This is a genomic window from Leifsonia sp. NPDC058194, assembly GCF_042883605.1.
Taxonomy (GTDB): Bacteria; Actinomycetota; Actinomycetes; order Actinomycetales; family Microbacteriaceae; genus Leifsonia.
Map to the genome: position 1 here is coordinate 349,645 of NZ_JBHVVL010000003.1, position 17,924 is coordinate 367,568.

Annotated in this window: 19 protein-coding genes; 9 read left to right on the top strand and 10 right to left on the bottom strand. The window is 70.0% G+C overall.

The window, feature by feature from the left end:
* Positions 1–8 precede the first annotated feature (8 nt).
* Positions 9–1,442, bottom strand: coding sequence for an amidase (locus ACFVU2_RS13880; RefSeq protein ID WP_387875262.1), 1,434 nt, complete (start codon positions 1,440–1,442; stop codon positions 9–11).
* Positions 1,443–1,539: 97 nt separating this feature from the next.
* On the opposite strand from ACFVU2_RS13880, the gene ACFVU2_RS13885 reads away from it, so the two are divergent.
* The 3 genes from ACFVU2_RS13885 to ACFVU2_RS13895 are packed head-to-tail and all read left to right on the top strand — an operon-like array spanning position 1,540 to position 3,589.
* Positions 1,540–1,902, top strand: a complete 363-nt coding sequence (locus tag ACFVU2_RS13885) for a GntR family transcriptional regulator (RefSeq protein ID WP_387875264.1) — start codon at positions 1,540–1,542, stop codon at positions 1,900–1,902.
* The gene (locus tag ACFVU2_RS13890; protein WP_387875266.1) at positions 1,899–2,816 is read left to right on the top strand and encodes an ABC transporter ATP-binding protein; all 918 of its coding nucleotides are present in this window, start codon (positions 1,899–1,901) and stop codon (positions 2,814–2,816) included. Before ACFVU2_RS13885 ends, ACFVU2_RS13890 begins: the two co-directional genes overlap by 4 nt.
* A complete protein-coding gene (locus ACFVU2_RS13895) occupies positions 2,813–3,589 on the top strand; it encodes a hypothetical protein (RefSeq protein WP_387875269.1) in 777 nt (258 codons plus the stop codon). Before ACFVU2_RS13890 ends, ACFVU2_RS13895 begins: the two co-directional genes overlap by 4 nt.
* Positions 3,590–3,817: 228 nt before the next feature.
* Here the strand turns inward: ACFVU2_RS13895 and ACFVU2_RS13900 are convergent, their stop codons facing one another.
* The 6 genes from ACFVU2_RS13900 to ACFVU2_RS13925 all read right to left on the bottom strand — a co-directional run bounded on the left by ACFVU2_RS13900 (position 3,818) and on the right by ACFVU2_RS13925 (position 7,626).
* Positions 3,818–4,045 (bottom strand): hypothetical protein, encoded by a 228-nt coding sequence (locus tag ACFVU2_RS13900; protein ID WP_387875272.1) that lies wholly within the window; start codon positions 4,043–4,045, stop codon positions 3,818–3,820.
* Position 4,046: 1 nt separating this feature from the next.
* Complete coding sequence (locus ACFVU2_RS13905; RefSeq protein ID WP_387875275.1) at positions 4,047–4,595, bottom strand: DUF2781 domain-containing protein; 549 nt, start codon at positions 4,593–4,595, stop codon at positions 4,047–4,049.
* Between the two features lie 27 nt (positions 4,596–4,622).
* The gene (locus ACFVU2_RS13910; RefSeq protein WP_387875277.1) at positions 4,623–5,702 is read right to left on the bottom strand and encodes a hypothetical protein; all 1,080 of its coding nucleotides are present in this window, start codon (positions 5,700–5,702) and stop codon (positions 4,623–4,625) included.
* A 90-nt stretch (positions 5,703–5,792) separates the two neighbouring features.
* Complete coding sequence (locus ACFVU2_RS13915) at positions 5,793–6,371, bottom strand: GNAT family N-acetyltransferase (RefSeq protein WP_387875280.1); 579 nt, start codon at positions 6,369–6,371, stop codon at positions 5,793–5,795.
* 35 nt (positions 6,372–6,406) lie between these two features.
* Entirely contained in the window at positions 6,407–7,099 is a 693-nt protein-coding gene (locus ACFVU2_RS13920; RefSeq protein WP_387875283.1) for a uracil-DNA glycosylase, read from the bottom strand.
* An 8-nt stretch (positions 7,100–7,107) separates the two neighbouring features.
* Positions 7,108–7,626, bottom strand: coding sequence for a phosphoribosyltransferase (locus tag ACFVU2_RS13925; protein WP_387875285.1), 519 nt, complete (start codon positions 7,624–7,626; stop codon positions 7,108–7,110).
* A gap of 41 nt (positions 7,627–7,667) precedes the next feature.
* Between ACFVU2_RS13925 and ACFVU2_RS13930 the strand changes: the two genes are divergently transcribed.
* The gene (locus tag ACFVU2_RS13930; protein WP_387875288.1) at positions 7,668–9,128 is read left to right on the top strand and encodes an MFS transporter; all 1,461 of its coding nucleotides are present in this window, start codon (positions 7,668–7,670) and stop codon (positions 9,126–9,128) included.
* Positions 9,129–9,206: 78 nt separating this feature from the next.
* Here the strand turns inward: ACFVU2_RS13930 and ACFVU2_RS13935 are convergent, their stop codons facing one another.
* Positions 9,207–10,529 carry a bifunctional o-acetylhomoserine/o-acetylserine sulfhydrylase gene (locus ACFVU2_RS13935; protein WP_387875291.1) on the bottom strand — a complete coding sequence of 441 codons (1,323 nt, stop codon included), beginning with the start codon at positions 10,527–10,529 and terminating at the stop codon, positions 9,207–9,209.
* 124 nt (positions 10,530–10,653) lie between these two features.
* Here ACFVU2_RS13935 and ACFVU2_RS13940 point away from each other — a divergent pair, with 124 nt between their 5' ends.
* Complete coding sequence (locus ACFVU2_RS13940) at positions 10,654–11,427, top strand: SDR family oxidoreductase (protein ID WP_387875294.1); 774 nt, start codon at positions 10,654–10,656, stop codon at positions 11,425–11,427.
* A 5-nt stretch (positions 11,428–11,432) separates the two neighbouring features.
* Positions 11,433–12,146 (top strand): potassium channel family protein, encoded by a 714-nt coding sequence (locus ACFVU2_RS13945; RefSeq protein WP_387875296.1) that lies wholly within the window; start codon positions 11,433–11,435, stop codon positions 12,144–12,146.
* Here the strand turns inward: ACFVU2_RS13945 and ACFVU2_RS13950 are convergent, their stop codons facing one another.
* Together ACFVU2_RS13950 and ACFVU2_RS13955 are read right to left on the bottom strand one after the other, a co-directional pair.
* Positions 12,147–13,682 carry a flotillin family protein gene (locus ACFVU2_RS13950; protein WP_387875299.1) on the bottom strand — a complete coding sequence of 512 codons (1,536 nt, stop codon included), beginning with the start codon at positions 13,680–13,682 and terminating at the stop codon, positions 12,147–12,149.
* Between the two features lie 3 nt (positions 13,683–13,685).
* Positions 13,686–14,186 (bottom strand): NfeD family protein, encoded by a 501-nt coding sequence (locus tag ACFVU2_RS13955; protein ID WP_387875301.1) that lies wholly within the window; start codon positions 14,184–14,186, stop codon positions 13,686–13,688.
* Positions 14,187–14,313: 127 nt separating this feature from the next.
* Between ACFVU2_RS13955 and ACFVU2_RS13960 the strand changes: the two genes are divergently transcribed.
* Genes ACFVU2_RS13960 through ACFVU2_RS13970 form a run of 3 tightly spaced genes read left to right on the top strand, consistent with a single transcriptional unit; the run spans position 14,314 to position 17,906 of the window.
* Positions 14,314–15,519: a homoserine O-acetyltransferase gene (locus tag ACFVU2_RS13960; RefSeq protein WP_387875303.1), complete on the top strand. Its 1,206-nt coding sequence runs from the start codon at positions 14,314–14,316 to the stop codon at positions 15,517–15,519.
* Between the two features lie 15 nt (positions 15,520–15,534).
* Positions 15,535–16,701, top strand: coding sequence for a sensor histidine kinase (locus ACFVU2_RS13965; protein WP_387875305.1), 1,167 nt, complete (start codon positions 15,535–15,537; stop codon positions 16,699–16,701).
* Entirely contained in the window at positions 16,698–17,906 is a 1,209-nt protein-coding gene (locus tag ACFVU2_RS13970) for a hypothetical protein (protein WP_387875306.1), read from the top strand. The genes ACFVU2_RS13965 and ACFVU2_RS13970 overlap by 4 nt, the downstream gene beginning before the upstream one ends.
* Positions 17,907–17,924: the final 18 nt, after the last annotated feature.

Below are 17,924 nucleotides of genomic sequence, written 5' to 3' on the forward strand. Positions count from 1 at the left end.
GCCCGACCCTATCCCTTCGAGGTCCCCGGCCGCCGCCTCTCCCAGCCCACCCGGCGCTCGAGCTGGGCCGCGAGGGAGAGCAGGGTGCGTTCTCCCCCGGGTCGGCCGATCAGCTGGACGCCCATCGGGAGGCCGTCCTCCGTCTGCGCGATCGGCAGCACGATCGCCGGGAGGCCGGTGACGTTCACCATCGAGGTGAACGGCGTGTACTGCACCTGCTGGGCGAAGTTGTGCTCGCCGTCCTCGGCGTCGTACCAGCCGACGGGACGCAGCGTCATCGCCAGCGCCGGCGTGAGCACGGCGTCGAACGACGAGAGCTGGGCGATGAACGAGCGCTCGTACGCCGTGAGCGCCGACAGCGCCTCGCCGAGCTCCCGGGCCCCGAGCGCGCGACCACGGCGGACCAGCCACGAGGTGAGGGGCTCGAGGAGGTCGAGCGCCTCGCCCTCGAGCGGGACGCCCGCGGCTCCCGCCTGCCAGATCGTCCGGAACGCGGGCGCGTAGGTCGGGTCGGGGCGGAGCGCGGTCTCCTCCATCCCGTGCCCCATCGCGACGAACGCCTCGACCGCGGCGTCAAGGGCGGAACGCGCTTCGGGGGCGATGCTGATCTCGTACGCGTCGTCCCAGGCCGAGGTCGTCATGACGCCGAGCTGGAAGCGCCCTTCGCCGCGGACAGCGGTGCCGAGGAACGGGCCGTCGTCGTCGTACGGTGCGCGCAGCGTGTAGTGGTGGTCGATCCGGTCGCCGACCCGGGCGATCATCCCGTCGAGGAGGAGCGCGGCATCGGCTGTGGTGCGCGCGAGCGGTCCGTCGACGACGAGGCCGCCGAGGGAGGCGATCCCACTCCCCGCGGGCACCAGACCGCGCGTGGGCTTGAGGCCGACGAGCCCGCATGCCGCCGCGGGAATACGGATGGAGCCGCCGCCGTCGGAACCGGGAGCGAAGGGCAGCATCCCGCTCGCGACCGCGACGGCCGCCCCTCCGCTGGAGCCTCCCGCGCCGAGCTCCGGGTTCCACGGGTTGCGTGCGGGAGGCGCCGCGAGCGACTCGGTGTACGCGGGGAGGCCGAACTCCGGCGCGTTGGTCTTGCCGAGACTGATGGCACCCGCGGCGTCCAGGGTCTCGACGATCTCGTCCGTGGTGTCGGGCACATACCCGACGAAGGCCCGCGACCCGAACCCGGCGGGGACCCCCGCACGACGCCAGAGGTCCTTGTCCCCCGACGGCAGGCCCCAGAGCGGCGCGGACTTCGGAACCCGCTCCGCGACCTCGTCGGCGCGGGCGAGCGCCTGCTCCCTGGTGACCGTGACGAACGCGCCGAGCTCGGGGTTGAGCCGTTCGATGCGGTCGAGGTAGTGGGCGGTCAGTTCGCGGGGCGAGACGCGCCCGCTCTGCAGCTCCTGCCACAGGGCGAGTGCGGTGAGCTCGTGGAGGTCGGCCATGCCGCCAGGCTATCCCCCGGGCGCGCGCATCCGCTCTTGACAAATCCCGACCAGCCTGGTTGGTTAGTTACATGAGTAATGAACCAAAGAGGTTCGAATGATCGAAGAGGGCAAGCCGATCTTCGTGCAGATCGCCGAGCAGATCGAGGACGACATCATCGACGGGGTCTACCCCGCCGAAGGACAGGTGCCGTCCACGAACGAGTTCGCCGCCTTCTACCGCATCAACCCGGCCACGGCCGGCAAAGGCGTCAACCTCCTCGTCGACGAGGGGATCCTCTACAAGAAACGAGGCATCGGAATGTTCGTCTCCACGGGGGCTCGGGAGCGGCTCGTCGCCAAACGGCGCGAGGCGTTCCGCGACGAATACCTCCGCCCTCTCCTGGCCGAGGCCGCCAAGCTCGGCATCGACCCCTCCCAGCTCGCCCAGATGATCCAAACGGAAGGAGTGCGCGCATGAGCGCCGCCCCCGTCCCGACCTCCATCGCTCCGGCCGTGCAGGTCTCGGGACTGACCAAGAGATTCGGGTCGTTCACCGCGATCGACGACGTCTCCGTCACCATCAAGCCCGGCCGCATCCACGGCCTCCTCGGCCGCAACGGCGCCGGCAAGACCACCCTGATGCAGCTGATCACCGGTCAGGACTTCCCGAGCTCGGGCGACGTCCGGGTGTTCGGCGAGAACCCCGCCGAGAACGCCGAGGTGCTCTCCCACGTCTGCTTCATCAAGGAGAGCCAGCGCTATCCGGAGGACTTCCAGCCGAAGCACGTGTTCCGAAGCGCCCCGTGGTTCTTCGAGAACTGGGACGCCGAGCTCGCGGAACGCCTCATCGACGACTTCCGCTTGCCGCTGAACCGCCGGATCAAGAAGCTCTCCCGGGGGCAGCTGTCCGCCGTCGGGGTGATCGTCGGGCTCGCCTCGCGGGCGCCCCTGACCTTCTTCGACGAGCCCTACCTCGGCCTCGACGCGGTCGCACGGCAGATCTTCTACGACCGCCTGCTCGAAGACTTCGCCGAGCACCCCCGCACCGTCGTCCTCTCGACCCACCTCATCGACGAGGTCGCGAACCTGCTCGAGCACGTCATCGTGATCGACCAGGGTCGCATCCTGATGGACGAGGACGCCGAGGTGCTCCGCAGCTCCGCCACCACGGTGGTGGGCCCGCGCACCGCGGTCGACGCCTTCGTCGCCGCCCACGAGGTGCTGCATCGCGACGGGATCGGCGGCCTCGCCTCGGTTACGGTCGCCGGCTTGAGCGCCTCCGACCGGGCCGCCGCGGCCTCCGCCGGCCTCGAGCTCGCCCCGGTCTCCCTCCAGCAGCTCATCGTCCGCAAGACCAACGTCCGAGAGACAGAATTCGAGCAGAGCGCATGACCGCCATCGATCCCGGAGCGATCGCGCTCCCCTCCTCGCGCCCTCGCCAGCATCGGGTGTGGCGCATCGTCCGCCTGAACCTCGTCAACAAGTGGACGGTGATCTGGCTGCCCATCATGATCATGGGCTTCATCTGGCTGGTGAACTGGCTGATCTGGTGGATCATCTGGGCGGCGAGCGCGGGCCCCGACCGCGCGACGGCGCTGCAGGGCACGCAGTGGAGCGGAGGCGCCTTCTACGTCTTCGTCTACATGCTGGTGATCGGCATCCAGGTGATCTCGGCGACGTTCCCCTTCGCCCTCGGCTACGGAACCACGCGCCGGCACTTCTCCCTCGGATCGGGGCTCACCTTCCTGCTCCTCTCGATCGGGTACGCGCTCGGGTTCGCCACGCTGTCCGCGATCGAGGAGTGGACCAACGGGTGGGGTCTCGGCGGCCACCTCTACACCTCGGTGTACTTCGCCGGCCAGAGCTTCCCCGGGCGCTTCTTCATGGTCCTGTGCGGCATGCTGTTCTTCTTCGCCGTCGGCGCCTTCTCGGCCACGCTCTTCATGCGCTGGCGGATGAACGGCATCCTCGGCGCGGGGGCGGTGCTCGTGCTGCTCCTCGTCGGCGGGATCGCCCTGGTGACGCTGACGGACAGCTGGCAGGCCGTCGGCGACTGGTTCGCCACCACCGGCGCCCTCGGCCTGGCCGCGTGGCTGCTCGTGCCCACCGTCCTGGCCGCCCTGGCCGGCCACCTCGTGCTCAGCCGGGCGACACCCAAGAGCTGACCCACGACATCCGCCCGCCGGACATGGACGTGGCCCGGTCATCCCTCCTCGCACAGCGGGATGACCGGGCCACGATTGTTCATCGGCCTCACTCGGCCGGCGCTGTGTCGAGCGCCGTCCGACGATGTCGTCTCTTGGAGACTACGGCGATCCGGGCGCCCCGAACGGGCCGCGCACCGGATGCGTAGTCAGTTCATAGCCTGTTCCTAGACTCCGCCGCGGCCGGCGTCATGCCGAGCCGACGAAGGCCGCCAGGGCGTCGTCGATCGTGGACGCCGGCACCACGTGGTCGAAGACCGCCCCGACGCCGGAGGGCTGGTAGGTGCCGTCCTCCGCGACCGTGATCGTGCCGAGGAGACGTCCGCGGCCGATCGTGTCGCCGTCCAGGAGTGTGTGGTCGTAGACGTTGTAGACATCGCCGTCCTCATAGACGGTCAGGTCTTCCAGCAGGGGCATCTCAGAACCTCCTCGTGAACGGCAGCGGTTTCCGCATCCGGATGAGCAGCAGGAGCGGCACGAGCACGTACGGCCCGTTGTACAGCAGGAAGATGATCGGGTGCGGGGTGCGCTCCCCCACCGGCCCGAAGAACTCGACCCCGAAGATCGGGATGGCGGTCAGGCTGATGATCATCGTCGCGTAGATCACCGCGAAGATCTGGATCCAGTTGAAGCCCTTGGCCAGGCAGACAATCAGCAGCACGTAGAACGGCAGATAGACGAACGCGCTCGTGCCGGTGATGAACCGCAGCCAGAGCGGCTCGGCTTGATAGAGCGGGTCGTACTGCGACGAGTACGTGTAGTTCCACTGGGCCAGGATGTTCGTCGTCGTGGCGGTCTGCGGGATCCCGAGCGTCGGGATGGCATCGCTGATGATGCACGTCACGACGAACAGCGAGAACATCACCAGGAAGAAGATGTCGATCGGGCGCTTGCGCAGAGGGAGGTTCGCGGGCGTCGCAGGAGCGGCGGGTGCGACCTGGCCGGTGCCGGAAGTCACTGTGCTCACAGCGCGAGCCTAGCCCCGCCGTTCGGTTCAGCCCGGGTATCCGACGTTGGCGAGTTCGTGCTTCGCGAGCTGGACGAGGACGTCCGGGTCCGCCGAGGCTCCGGTGAACGTGACCTGCACCCAGCCTCCGGCGGCGATCACGTCGAGCGTGTTGCCGGACCGGAAGGCGGAGTCGCCGAGGCCGCTGACGTCGACGGCATCGGCCGGCCGGCTCGACATCGCATAACCGGCCCCGCCCGGAAGGACGGACGCGCCGATCCCGGCCTGCTGGTCGGCGGTCCAGGTGCAGGAGTAGGAGCCGACTCGCGCGTTCGTGCGCAGGGTCGACAGCGCGTTCTCGCCATCATCCGATTTGACGACGTGGACGCCGGTCAGCCCCGTAGCGTTCTGGATCTGGTCCCCGGTCAGCATCGCATCGCAGTCGGCGGCGCCCTTCAGTGTGACCCCCTGGGGCTGCCACAGCGGTGCGGGTGCGGCGAGTGCACGCACGACCGGGACGGACGACGTCGCCAGCGCGGCGATCGTCTTCGATTGGGATTCGTAGGTCGGATCTCCGTAATCCCACACACCCCCGATCACGGCGTAGTTCCCGGGATAGGAGACGAAACCACACCACTGGTATCCGGACTCGCTGCAGGACTCGACGGTCTCGGAAAGACCCGCCACGGGAACACTGCCACCGAACATGCTCCCGCCGAGCTCGACGTCGACATCGGCGCGCGTCGCGCCGGGAACGACGGTCACCCAGCCGTACAAGGCCCTGTCGGATGCGATCCTGTCGGCCGGAACACTCGACCATGCGCAGGTGAGCACGCCGGCCCTGGCATCTGCATACGCAGCGGGAACACGTGACGCCTCGAATTCGACAGGCTGGACCGCGATCCGGAAGGCACCCGTGACGGCGTCGGCCGGCACCAACTGATCGCACGTGGCGGGAACGCGAACGGTGGGCGCGGCTTCCGCGACCGGCGTCGCCGTCGTCGATGTCGCGACCGGGCTTCGTGTCGGTGTGCTCGCCGGCGCCGGCGCCGAGCAGCCGCTCAGAAAGCCCAGGGCACCGAGCGCGGCGACAGTCACGACCACGATGCGGACACGACGAGCAGACATGTATTCCCCCTGAGGCATGCAGCACGAACCGCGCTGGTCATCGGAGGATATCGCAGGCCGGAGCCGCGATTCCGCGAGGATGCGAAACCGTTACTTCAGCGACTTCTGCAGCAGCACCGTGCCGAGCCAGCGGTCGAACTTGAAGCCGACGCGGCCCATGCGGCCGATCTCCTCGAAGCCGAAGTTCTCGTGCATCTTGATCGACGCCTCGGCGCCCTTGTCGGCGATCACGGCGATCATCTCTTTGAGGCCGGCGGCCTTCGAGCGGTCGATGAGCTCCTGCATCAGCACCGGCCCGAGGCCCTTGCCGGTGGAGGCCGCGCCGAGATAGATCGAGTTCTCGACCGTGAAACGGTAGGCGCGCTTCTGCTTCCACGGCGAGACGAGCGCGTAGCCGAGAATCTGCCCGCTCGGCGACTCGGCGACGATGAACGGCATTCCGAGCTTGTGGAGGTAGGCGTACTTGCTCCGCCACTCGCGGAGGGTCATGGCGTCCTCGTCGAAGGTCACCGTGCTGTTCGCCACGTAGTGGTTGTAGATCTCGCGGATGTGCGGCAGGTCCTCCGGGCGCGCCTCGCGGAGGGCGTACTCGAACACGGGCTCGGCGGCCGCCGGCTTGCGCAGATGACGCGGCAGCTCGCGGCGCGTCTCGTATTCCTCTTCCAGCACGACGACAAGCCTACGTCGCCCAGATTGCGCGCGCGTTACGGTTCGAGCGACCAGTCGACGGGAGCCAGCCCGCGCTCCTGGAGCAGGGCGTTCGCCCGCGAGAACGGCCGTGAGCCGAAGAAGCCGCGGGAGGCCGAGAGCGGGCTCGGGTGCGGGGACTCGATCACCGGGTTGTCGCCGAGCAGGGGCTTCAACGTGGCCGCGTCCCTCCCCCACAGGATGGAGACGAACGGACGATCACGCGCCACGAGACTGCGGATGGCGTGCTCGGTCACGGCCTCCCATCCCGCGCCGCGATGCGAGGCGGGAGCACCGGGACGCACGGTGAGCACCCTGTTGAGGAGCATCACGCCGTTGTCGGACCACGCGCTCAGATCGCCGTGCGCGGGAGGCGTCGCGCCCAGGTCGTCGTGCAGCTCCCGATAGATGTTCTGGAGGCTGCGCGGCACGGGGCGCACGTGCCGCTCGACCGCGAACGACAGCCCGATCGGGTGGCCGGGTGTCGGATACGGGTCCTGGCCGACGATGAGCACCCGCACCCCGTCGAGCGGAGCCCGGAATGCGCGCAGCACATCGGGGCCGGCGGGGAGGTACGGCCGTCCCGCCGCCGTCTCGGCGCGCAAGAACTCGCCCATGGCCGCGATGCGATCGGCGACGGGCCCGAGAGCGTCGGCCCAGCCCGGGTCCATCGAGCCGTCGGCTGCCAGCTCGGCGAGGGTCTTCGCCACGGCTGCGCTCAGTGGGCCGCGGTGACCGGCGGCAGGGCCGACCAGGGGAAGGTGATCCAGCGGTCGGTGCGGCGCCAGACGAAGTCGGGCTCGAGCACCGTGCGGGGCTTGGAGTAGAGGCACACGGTGCGCACCTCGGCGCCGGAGGCCGCGATCAGGTCGACGACCATCGCGAGGGTGCGGCCCGAGTCGGACACGTCGTCGACGAGCAGGACGCGCTTGGCGTCGAGGGCGGCGGAGTCGAGCAGCGGAGGCAGCACGACGGGCTCGGGGAGGCGCTCGTCCACGCCCGTGTAGAACTCGACGTTCAGCGCACCGCAGGCTTTGATGCCGAGCGCGTACGAGACCGCTCCGGCCAGCAGCAGTCCGCCGCGCGCGATGGCGATGACCATGTCCGGCTCGAACCCGGACTCCAGCACCTCGCCCGCGAGATGACGGGCGGCGTCGCCGAACTCCAACCAGCCCAGAACTTCCCGTTCCGTCTCTGCGAGAACACCTGTACCTGAGTCGTCGAGTTCGCTGGCCACCCCCCTACGTTACCCGCCCACGACCGGTGCTAGCATCCAGCATGACCTCAGAGAAGACCGTCTCTCCTCGCCGGGCCACCGTCGCGATCGGCGTCACCGCCGGCCTGATCGGGTGGCTCGCGCTCGTCGAACTCACGAGCGGGATCCTGCAGGGCTACTACGTGCCCCTGATCTCCGACACGGTCAAGCATCTGGGCATCCACGACGCCGACTACAACTGGTTCGAGGCCGCGCAGCTGCTGCTCTCCGCCCTGGTCGTGCCGCCGCTGGCGAAGCTCGGCGACATGTTCGGGCACAAGCGCATCCTGTTGATCGCGACGGTCATCACCGCCCTCGCCACGTGGGCGCTGGCGTTCTCCGGCAACTTCACGACCTTCCTCATCGCCTTCGCGCTGCAGGGCTTCTACGTCGTCTGGCTGCCGCTGGAGGTGGCGCTGATCTTCGACCGCGGCCGACGCACCGGCACCGGCGCCTCCCAGACCCGCCGCGCGGCCGGACTGCTGGTCGTCGCCCTCGAGCTCGGCGCGATCCTCGGCGCGGTCGGAGCCGGGCTGCTCTTCGAGGCCGTCGGCCAGAACCTCTCCGTCACCCTGATGGTGCCCGCCGTCGCCGTGACGCTCGTGTTCTTCGCGATCCTCTTCGGCGTGCCCGAATCGGAGCCGACGCCCGATCGCAAGCTCGACGGCGTGGGATTCATCCTGCTCACCCTCGGCCTGCTGCTCATCACCTCCGGCCTCACCTTCCTGCGCATCAACGGCGTGGGCACCTGGTGGGTGTGGGTGCTCATCGTCGCCGGCCTGCTCGCCTTCATCCCCTTCGGCAAGTGGGAGCTCAAGCAGGACGACCCGGCGATCGACCTGCGCGTGCTGCGCCGACCGAACATGTGGCCGATCCAGCTCACCGCCGGCCTGGTCGGCATCAGCCTGCTCGGCGCCCAGGCCCCGCTCAGCACGTTCGCCGGAACCGACCCGGTCAACGGCTACGGGCTGGGCCTCTCGGCCGGCCAGCGCAGCATCCTGATCGGCGCCTATCTCATCTCGATGATCGTCGGCGCCGTGCTGTTCCCGCTCGTCTCGTCGTGGCTGAGCCCGCGGATCACGTTGATCATCGCGTCGTTCCTGGTCGCGATCGGCTATCTGCTGTTCCTCCCCTTCCACATGGAGACGTGGCAGGTGTTCACGAACATGGCGATCGCCGGCATCGGCTCGGGCGCCCTGGTCGGCGCGCTGCCCGCCGCTGCGGCCGCCGCCGCGCCGCGCGGACAGACCGGCATCGCCACCGCCATGACGAACACGACGAAGACCATCGGGGGCTCCTTCGCCTCCGCCGTGTTCGGCGTCGTGCTGCTCACGGGCGCGGCGACCGTCACCGCGACGGCGGCGAGCCTCTTCGGCTACATGCTCGTCTGGACGATCTGCGGTCTGGGAGCGCTGGTCGCGGCCGTCCTGCTGTTCTTCGTGCCGAAGCTGGCGTTCGCCGACGCGGAACCTCCCGCCAACTGAAACGAGACGTGAGCCGTTGCGGGTCCGGAGGCTCCGGGACCCGCGACGACTCACGTCTCGCGAGGTGGTGCGGGGAGGCTACGCGCGCGCGGCCTCGGCGACCGAACGGGCGGCGGCGAGGCCGGCCGACAGGTCCGCCTTCAGGTCGTCGATGTTCTCCAGGCCGACCGAGAGGCGCACCAGGCCCGGGGTGACGCCCGCAGTGAGCTGCTGCTCCGGGGTGAGCTGGGAGTGCGTGGTCGACGCCGGGTGGATGACCAGGCTGCGCACGTCGCCGATGTTGGCGAGGTGGCTGAACAGCGCGAGGTTGTCGACGAGCGCACGGCCGGCGTCCACGCCGCCCTTGAGCTCGAACGACAGCACCGCGCCGACGCCCTTGGGGGCGTACTTGTTGGCGGCGGCGTACCACGGGCTCGTGGGCAGACCGGAGTAGTTCACCGTGGCGACGTCCGGGTGGCTCTCGAGGAACTCCGCGATCTCCTGCGCGTTCTGCACGTGGCGCTCGACGCGCAGGGACAGGGTCTCGATGCCCTGGATGAGCTGCCAGGCGCTGGCCGGAGCGATGGCCGAGCCGAGGTCGCGGAGCAGCTGTACGCGCGCCTTGATGATGTAGGCCAGAGCGTCGCCGACCGCCGCGGTGTAGCTGGCGCCGTGGTACGACGGGTCGGGCTCGGTGAGGCCCGGGAACTTCTCGACGTTCTTCGACCACTCGAAACGGCCGCCGTCGACCACCACGCCGCCGATGACGGTGCCGTGACCGCCGAGGAACTTGGTGGCCGAGTGCACGACGATGTCGGCGCCGTGCTCGAACGGACGGATGAGGTACGGCGTCGCGATCGTGTTGTCGACGATCAGTGGCACTCCGGCCTCGTGCGCGACGTCGGCGACGAGCGCGATGTCGAGGATGTTGATCTTCGGGTTGCCGATGGTCTCGGCGAAGAAGAGCTTCGTGTTCGGGCGGACCGCGCGGCGCCACTCGTCGGCGTCGTCCTGGTCCTCGACGAAGGTGGTCTCGATGCCGAGCTTCGCGAGCGTGTACTTGAAGAGGTTGTAGGTACCGCCGTAGATCGAGCTCGACGAGACGATGTGGTCGCCCGCCTGCGCGATGTTCAGCACGGCGAAGGTCTCGGCGGCCTGGCCCGAGGCGACGAGGAGGGCGCCGGTGCCCCCTTCGAGCGCGGCGACGCGCTCTTCGACGACGGCCTGCGTCGGGTTCTGGATGCGGGTGTAGATGTTGCCGAATTCCGCCAGGGCGAAGAGGTTCTTGGCGTGCTCCGCGTTGTTGAAGACGTAGGAGGTGGTCTGGTAGATCGGTGTGGCCCGGGCGTTGGTCACGGGGTCGGGCGCAGCACCGGTGTGGATCTGCTTGGTCTCGAACTGCCAGTCGGCGGCGTCGGTCATGGCGTAGCTCCTTCGGGTGGAAATCGTCGAGCGGCCCTGCCACCGCCTCTTGACCAGGGTAGAGGCGCGCCTCGCGCACGGGCAACGCACCCGAAACACGCCGTAACCCGTGAGAATAGGGTCCATGAGCAGACGTGCGGTCGTGACGGGAGCGAGTTCGGGCATCGGGGCGGCGACGGTCCGCCTCTTCCGCGAGCGGGGCTGGGAGGTCGTGGGGGTCGCCCGGCGCGAGGACCGGCTGCGCGAGCTGGCCGACGAGACCGGTGCGGAGGTCTTCGCGGCCGATCTGACGCAGCAGGCCGACGTGGACGCCCTGCGCGATCACCTCGTCGCCACCGGCGGCATCCACGCTCTCGTCAACAACGCGGGCGGTGCCAAGGGGCTCGACTCGGTCGAGGGCTCGAGTGTCGACGACTGGGCGTGGATGTACGAGATCAACGTCCTCGGCACCAAGCGGGTCATCAGCGCCCTGCTTCCGCTTCTGCGCGAGGGCGCGGCGCAGACCGGCCACGCCGACATCCTGAACCTCACCTCGATCGCCGGCCATCAGGCCTACGTGGGGGGCGGCGGCTACAACGCGGCGAAGTTCGCGCAGCACGCGCTCACCGAGGTCCTCCGGCTCGAGCTCAACGGCGAGCCCATCCGCGTCGTGGAGGTCGCTCCCGGCATGGTCGCGACCGAGGAGTTCTCGCTCGTGCGCTTCGGCGGCGACCAGCAGAAGCGCGACGCCGTCTACGAGGACGTCCCCGACCCGCTGACCGCGGAGGACGTCGCCGAGACGATCGTCCACGCGCTCGAGCTCCCTGCGCATGTCGACCTCGACCTCATCGTGGTGAAACCGGTCGCCCAGGCGGCTCCGTACCGGTTCCACAAGGGCGCCCTGCGGGTGAAGGACTAGCGACGATGGCGGACGACGCCGCGCGCGAGCGGTGGGAACGGGCGACGGCTTGGCCCGCCGTCGTGGCGAGCGTCGCCTTCCTGGTGGCCTACACCTGGGACATCCTGGAGGAGCATCCCGCCCCCTGGCTCCACGTACTGCTCGTCGTCGTGCTGCTGGCGGTGTGGCTGTTCTTCCTGGTCGACTACGTCGTCCGGCTGGTGCTCGCGCAGGACAAGGCGCGCTTCGTGCGGCGCAACAAGGTGGACCTGCTCTCCGTCTTCCTCCCGATGGCGCGCCCCTTCCGCCTGCTGACGGGGATCAGCCGGATCCGCGCGTTCCGCGGGGACACCGCCGCGCATCTGCGCCGGCGGGTGATCATCATCGCGGCGGCGTTCGTCGTGATGTTCATCTACACGATCGCTCTCGCCGTGTACCGGCAGGAGCGCTATGCCCCCGGCGGCAACATCCACAGCTTCGGCGACGCCGTCTGGTGGGCCTGTGTGACGATGGCCACGGTCGGCTACGGCGACTACTATCCCGTGACGGTCACCGGCCGGGTGCTCGCGGTCGTGCTGATGATGGGCGGCATCGCCATCGTCGGAACCGCCAGCGCGACGATCGTCTCGTACCTGAACGAGCGCACGCAGCACCTGCGCAACCGGCCCCCGGCCGATTCCGGTCGCGAGCTGCGCCTGCCGCGGGACGACGACCCCATTCCGCCGAAGCGCGAGGAGTAGCTACTCGCCGGCCGCCGCGGCCTTCGTCGTGCCGCGGTCGACGCGGGTCGCGGTGCCCGGTGCGGCGGCGCTCAGTGCGCTCGTGCCCAGCGCTCCGCCCGCGAGCGAACCGAGGATCGCACCCAGGTCGAGCCCGGTGAGGTCCTTCACGACCTTGGGCACCTCGCTCACGACCTGACCGACCGTCTTCGTGACCGCGGACGCGCCGTCGGTGCTGATGACCGTGAGGTTGTCGATGTTCGAGAGGGGCTCGGCGACGGCGCGGGTGATCTCGGGCAGGCGGCCGATGATCTCGGAGGCCAGCCCGGCCTCGCCGAACTTGCGCAGCGCATCCGCCTTGGCGTCGGTCGCCCGCGCCTCGGCGAGTCCCTCGGCCTCGATCGCGGCGGCTCGCGCCGCACCGTCGGCCCGCACACCGTCTGCGAGGGCGATCTGCCGGTCGCGCTCCGCGTCACCGGCCAGCCGGACGGACTCAGCCGCGGCCTGGGCGTCCTGCACGGCGGCGACCTTGTTGGCCTCGGCGATCGTGCGGCGCTTGTACGCGTCGGCCTCGGTCGCCGCGTTCGCCGCGTCGCGCTCGGCCTGCGCCCGCTGGACGGTGGCGTACGCGTCGGCCTCTGCCGGCTTGCGGACCTCGATGTCGAGGCGCTCCTGCTCCACCTTCGCCTTCTCGGCGAGGGCGTCGCGCTCCTGCGTGGCGACGAGCTTCTCCTGCTCGGCCTGGGCGAGCTGGCCGGCGGCCTCCGCCTCGGCGTTGGCGCGATCGGTCTCGGCCTTGATGCTCGCCTGCTTGAGGCTCAGCGCCTTCTGGCGTTCGGCGATCTGCTCGGCCGCGTCGATGCGGGCGAACTCACTGGCACGGGCGGTCTCGACCTCGCGGATCTCGGCGTTCTGCTTGGCGAGGGCGGCCTCCGCGCGACCGAGGTCGGCGAGGTAGTTCGTGCCGGGCGTCGAGATGTCGGAGATGTTGAGCAGGTCGACCTGGAGTCCCTGCTCGGCGAGGTCGACCTTGGTCGCCTCGACCACGGCCTCCGACAGCGCGTTGCGGTTCGAGATGATGTCCTTCACCGGCATGTTGCCGATGATCGACCGGAGCGAGCCCTCGAGGGACTGCTGGATGATCTCCGTCAGGGAGTTCTGCTGCGACAGGAAGCGCTGGGCCGCGCGCCGCACGCCCTCGGGGGTCCCGGAGACCTTGAAGTTCACGCTCGCCTGGATCGCCAGCTTGATGAAGTTGCTGTCGACGCCTTCGACGACGATGCCGATCTGGCGCTGCTCGAGCGAGATGGCGAAGCCCTGCTGCAGGATCGGCCAGATGAAGACACGGCCTCCGATCACGACCCGCTGGCCGCCGTCGTGCTCGCCGGAGGCGGTGGCGGCCGCGGACGGGCGGCCGGCGCCGCGGCCGACGATGACGAGCGCCTCGTTGGGTGCGACGCGACGGATGCGGCTGGCGATGAAGAGGAACACCGCGAGTACGGCGACGATGATGCCGACGACGGCGATGATGCCGGCGATGGAGGAGGGAGTGTCCATTTCTCAGTCCTTCTCAGGGTCGGTGGGTCCGGGGATGGAGGCGGCGGCGAGGCGCGAGACCTTGACGCGCGAGCCGTGCGTCTCGACGACGCGGATGACCGTCCCGGCGGGGATCTCGTCGTCGGAGTAGGCCAACCGGGACTCCAGCTCGTGCGGACCGTCGAGGCTGACCTCGCCGCCGTTGGGCGTGATCCGCGTGCGCGCGACGCCGGTGAGGTCGGCGGGGTTCGACGGCACGCCGTCTTCGCTGCTCTGGAAGCGGCGCACGAGCAGTTGCACGCCGACGAGCGTCACGAGTCCCGCGGCCGCGGCGATCACGTAGGCGAAGCCGATGGGCCAGTCGTTCGCGAGCACGAGGAGCCCGGACGCGCCGAAGATCGTGAGACCCGCCCCGAGACCGGTGCCCGAGAGGGCCCCGTCGAGCAGGTCGACGAGCTCGCCGAACAGCATCGAGATCAGGAGAAGCGCCAGGCCGACGCCGCCGATGATCAGGAAGACGATCATGATCTGCCCACCCCGCACCACATGTAGAGACTTTCATCGCACTGAAAGCCGAATCCCAGGAAGCCTACAGCACGGGCGCGGCCGTAACAGAGCGCGGGCGCGCCTCCGACTCCGAGAGAATGGGGCCATGGAGTGGCAGACATCCGCCGATACGGCCCCGTCGAGTTTCATCACGGAGGCCCAGGCCCGCTCGCTGCTCGGCAAGCCCCCGGCGAGCGGCGCCTGGAAGGAGACCGACCCGGAGGCCGGCCGCCGGTTCGCCGGCATCGGGGCGTTCTCGTTCGAGAGCGGCGAGTCCCTCCCGTACGTCCGCATCGCCTACGAGACCTGGGGCGAGCTCTCCCCCAGTGGCGACAACGCGGTCCTCGTCCTCCACGCGCTCACCGGCGACGCACACGCCGTCGGCCCGTCCGGTCCGGGCCAGCCCACCGCCGGTTGGTGGTCGGGGATCATCGGGCCGGGCAAGGCGATCGACACCGACCGCTGGTTCGTCGTCGCCCCGAACATGCTCGGCGGGTGCCAGGGGACGACAGGTCCCGCCTCGATCGCTCCGGACGGGGCGGAGTGGGGCCCCCGGTTCCCGTTCACGACCATCCGCGACCAGGTGAACGCCCAGGCCGCCTTCACGGACGCGCTCGGCATCGAGCGCTGGGCCGCCGTCGTCGGCGGGTCCATGGGCGGGATGCAGGCACTCGAGTGGGCCGTGTCGTTCCCCGAGCGGGTCGAGCGGCTCGCCGTGCTCGCGGCCCCTCCGTTCTCGACCGCCGACCAGGTCGCCCTCAACTCGGTGCAGATCGAGGCCGTGCGCACCGACCCGCTGCACCGCGGAGGCGTCTACTACGACGCCGGCGACGGCGACGGACCGCACCGCGGACTCGCCCTCGCCCGGCGCATGGCACTTCTCAACTACCGCAGCCCCTCGGAGCTCAACGCCCGCTTCGAACGCACCTGGCAGAGCGGCATCAGCCCGCTCGGCGGCGGCGGCCGCTTCGCCGTCGAGTCGTACCTCGACTTCCACGGCAACAAGTTCACCCGGCGCTTCGACGCGAACAGCTACATCACCCTCGTGCAGGCGATGAACTCCCACGACGTCGGGCGCGACCGCGGAGGCGTCGCTGCGGCGCTCGCCCGCGTCACCGCCCGCACGCTGGTGCTCGGGATCGACAGCGACCGCCTGTTCCCGGTCGAGGGACAGGAGGTCATCGCCTCCCACCTGCCCGACACGATCGACGGTAGAGTTCCTGTGGTGATCCGGTCGGACTTCGGTCACGACGGGTTCCTGATCGAAGACGACGCCGTCAGCGAGCACCTGAGGCGCCTGTTCGCGGCCTGAGCGGAACGGAGGAGGATGTCGCGCATCCAGAAGGAGCGTGATCGGCTCCTCGCAGCGACCGCCCGGACCGTCGGGCTCACCGCGAGCGCGACCGCCCTCGTCTGCCTGAGCATCCCCGGAACGCTGCCGCTTCCCCTCTATCTCGCGTCCCTCGTGCTCCTCGCCTGCTTGGCGTTCGCCCAGTTCCAGCTGACGTCGCTGTCGCGGCCGACGCTCTGGATGGGCGTGATCGTCGTCGCGGGCGCGTCGATCATCCTGCTCAACCTGCTGCCGATGGAGCCCCTGGGCCCCTCGGCGCTCAGTGCGGTCGGCGTCGTCGGCGCCGTCGGCATCGCGTGCGTGTCGGTGCTCTCGGTGACCTCTCGCAGCCGCCTGGTGCTGCTGATCGTGGAGGCCGTCGTCACCCTGGCGGCGACCGTCGCGACGCTGACCCTGACGCAGTCCCGGCTCGCCGAGCCGCTGCTGCTCATCGTCGCGGGCTGGGTCGCGCTGACGGCGACGGGCGTCTGGCTCGCGCGCACCGTGCCGCGCACGTTGAAGCGCATCTCGACGATGAGCCGCGCCTACCGCGTCGAACGCCAGGCGAGCGAGACGGAGGCGCGCCGCCGGCAGGGCGCCCGTCTGCTGCACGACACCGTGCTTGCCACCCTCACCCTGCTGGCGCACTCGGGCGTCGGCGTCGGCGTCGGCGCCCTGCGGGAACAGGCGGCCGAGGATGCGGCGCTCCTGCGCCAGCTGCGTCTCGGGTTCACCCCCGACCCCACCCGGTCCGGCGACTACCGGTTGAAGCCGGTGGAGGAGTCCACGCTCGGCAACACCCTCGAGTCGGTCAAGCAGCGCTTCCGGCGCATGGGCCTGGAGGTCAACTGGCACGGCTCGGGCCAAGTCCTGCTCCCGAGCGACGTGCTCGACTCCTTCCTGCTCGCCCTGGGCGAGTGCCTGGAGAACGTCCGGCGGCACTCGGGCGTGAACGAGGCCCATGTCACCATCACCGACGACGAGACCACCGTGCGCGCGATGGTCACCGACGCGGGCAAGGGCTTCGATGTCGCGACCATCGAGGAGGGCCGACTGGGCTACACCGAGTCGATCGTCGCCCGATTGCGCGACGTCGGGGGCAACGCGCGGCTCTTCTCCTCTCCCGGCAGCGGGACGACCGTGGTGCTGGAGGTGCCGAAATGAGACGCGCGGACGAAGCGACCATCCCGCACTCGCCCCTCGCCCGTCCCGTCGGGGAGGAACGCGACGCCCTCGGCCGCGCGCGCCTCGACCTCGGCTTCAACATCGCGTCCCTGGCGCTGATCGCCTTCCTCCTCGTGCTGTTCCTGCTCAACGTCGGCTCCTACCCGGTGCTGCCGCTCGGCATCTCCGCCTGGGCGCTCCTCGCCGCGACGCTGGTGGCCGCCCTCGTCCTGCGGTTCCGCCTTCCGGACGAGCTTCCGCTCTGGCTGTTCGTCAGTGCGCTGGTGCTGTGGGCCGCCGCGGTCGGCCTCGACATCGCCGGGACGTCCTCTCCCGATTGGGTTCCGCTCACCGCCGCGGCCGCCGTGGGGCCCGCCCTCCTGCTCTGCGTGCCCGTCCGCCCGCCGCGCGACATCGCGATCGTCTCCGCCGTCCTCGGCGTGGTGCTCGCGATCGTGCTCGTGCTGCGATCGGAGGGCGACATCCGGATGCTCGGGCCGGGAGTGGTGACGATCGCGATCGCGGTCGGGCCTCCCCTCATCAGCATGCAGATCATCCGCTCGCTGCGCACACTCGTCCAGCTGGAGCTCGACCTCGTCCAGGTGCAGAGCACGGTGTCCTCGCCCGGCTACGCCGTCGGCATGATGGCGTCGGAGGAGCTCGCCCGCCTCGACCTCGCGGCGGAGCGCCTGCTCGACGGTGTCGCCACGGGACGCACCCCGCTCCCCCTCGATGAGGCCACGGCGGACGCCGCGGCGAGCATCGCCACCGAGCTGCGCCTCCACCTCATCCAGGGCCGCAAGGAGACCTGGCTGTACCACGCCGTCACCGAGAGCGCCCTGCTCGGGCCGACCGTCACCCTGGCCGACCCCGAGGGCCTCGCCGCGGGGCTGAAGCGGGATCAGCGGGACGGACTGCTCACGGCGGTCTGGCTGCTGATCAGCGACCCCGTCCGTGCCGGTGCCGGGCAGCCGCGCAGCCTCACCCTCGACATCGCGCGTCCCGTCGCGGAGCCGGCGGGCTCCCCCGTCTCCGGCACCACCATGGGCATCGCTATCGTGACTACCGGTGTGCCGCGAAACGGGGTAGACCCTGCGGCGTGGCAAGCTATCCGTAAAGTGGGTCGATTCGTCGAGTCGTTCTCGGGCTCGACGCTCCGGATCGACATCACCACTGTCAGCGACACCACGGCCGACCCGACCTGACGGCCGACCGCACCAGAA

What these genes read in the sequence shown, in the direction of transcription:
- ACFVU2_RS13880 (WP_387875262.1), bottom strand. Translation starts at nt 1,442, where the DNA reads ATGGCCGACCTCCACGAGCTCACCGCACTCGCCCTGTGGCAGGAGCTG.
- ACFVU2_RS13885 (WP_387875264.1), top strand. Translation starts at nt 1,540, where the DNA reads ATGATCGAAGAGGGCAAGCCGATCTTCGTGCAGATCGCCGAGCAGATC.
- ACFVU2_RS13890 (WP_387875266.1), top strand. Translation starts at nt 1,899, where the DNA reads ATGAGCGCCGCCCCCGTCCCGACCTCCATCGCTCCGGCCGTGCAGGTC.
- ACFVU2_RS13895 (WP_387875269.1), top strand. Translation starts at nt 2,813, where the DNA reads ATGACCGCCATCGATCCCGGAGCGATCGCGCTCCCCTCCTCGCGCCCT.
- ACFVU2_RS13900 (WP_387875272.1), bottom strand. Translation starts at nt 4,045, where the DNA reads ATGCCCCTGCTGGAAGACCTGACCGTCTATGAGGACGGCGATGTCTAC.
- ACFVU2_RS13910 (WP_387875277.1), bottom strand. Translation starts at nt 5,702, where the DNA reads ATGTCTGCTCGTCGTGTCCGCATCGTGGTCGTGACTGTCGCCGCGCTC.
- ACFVU2_RS13930 (WP_387875288.1), top strand. Translation starts at nt 7,668, where the DNA reads ATGACCTCAGAGAAGACCGTCTCTCCTCGCCGGGCCACCGTCGCGATC.
- ACFVU2_RS13935 (WP_387875291.1), bottom strand. Translation starts at nt 10,529, where the DNA reads ATGACCGACGCCGCCGACTGGCAGTTCGAGACCAAGCAGATCCACACC.
- ACFVU2_RS13940 (WP_387875294.1), top strand. Translation starts at nt 10,654, where the DNA reads ATGAGCAGACGTGCGGTCGTGACGGGAGCGAGTTCGGGCATCGGGGCG.
- ACFVU2_RS13945 (WP_387875296.1), top strand. Translation starts at nt 11,433, where the DNA reads ATGGCGGACGACGCCGCGCGCGAGCGGTGGGAACGGGCGACGGCTTGG.
- ACFVU2_RS13950 (WP_387875299.1), bottom strand. Translation starts at nt 13,682, where the DNA reads ATGGACACTCCCTCCTCCATCGCCGGCATCATCGCCGTCGTCGGCATC.
- ACFVU2_RS13955 (WP_387875301.1), bottom strand. Translation starts at nt 14,186, where the DNA reads ATGATCGTCTTCCTGATCATCGGCGGCGTCGGCCTGGCGCTTCTCCTG.
- ACFVU2_RS13960 (WP_387875303.1), top strand. Translation starts at nt 14,314, where the DNA reads ATGGAGTGGCAGACATCCGCCGATACGGCCCCGTCGAGTTTCATCACG.
- ACFVU2_RS13965 (WP_387875305.1), top strand. Translation starts at nt 15,535, where the DNA reads ATGTCGCGCATCCAGAAGGAGCGTGATCGGCTCCTCGCAGCGACCGCC.
- ACFVU2_RS13970 (WP_387875306.1), top strand. Translation starts at nt 16,698, where the DNA reads ATGAGACGCGCGGACGAAGCGACCATCCCGCACTCGCCCCTCGCCCGT.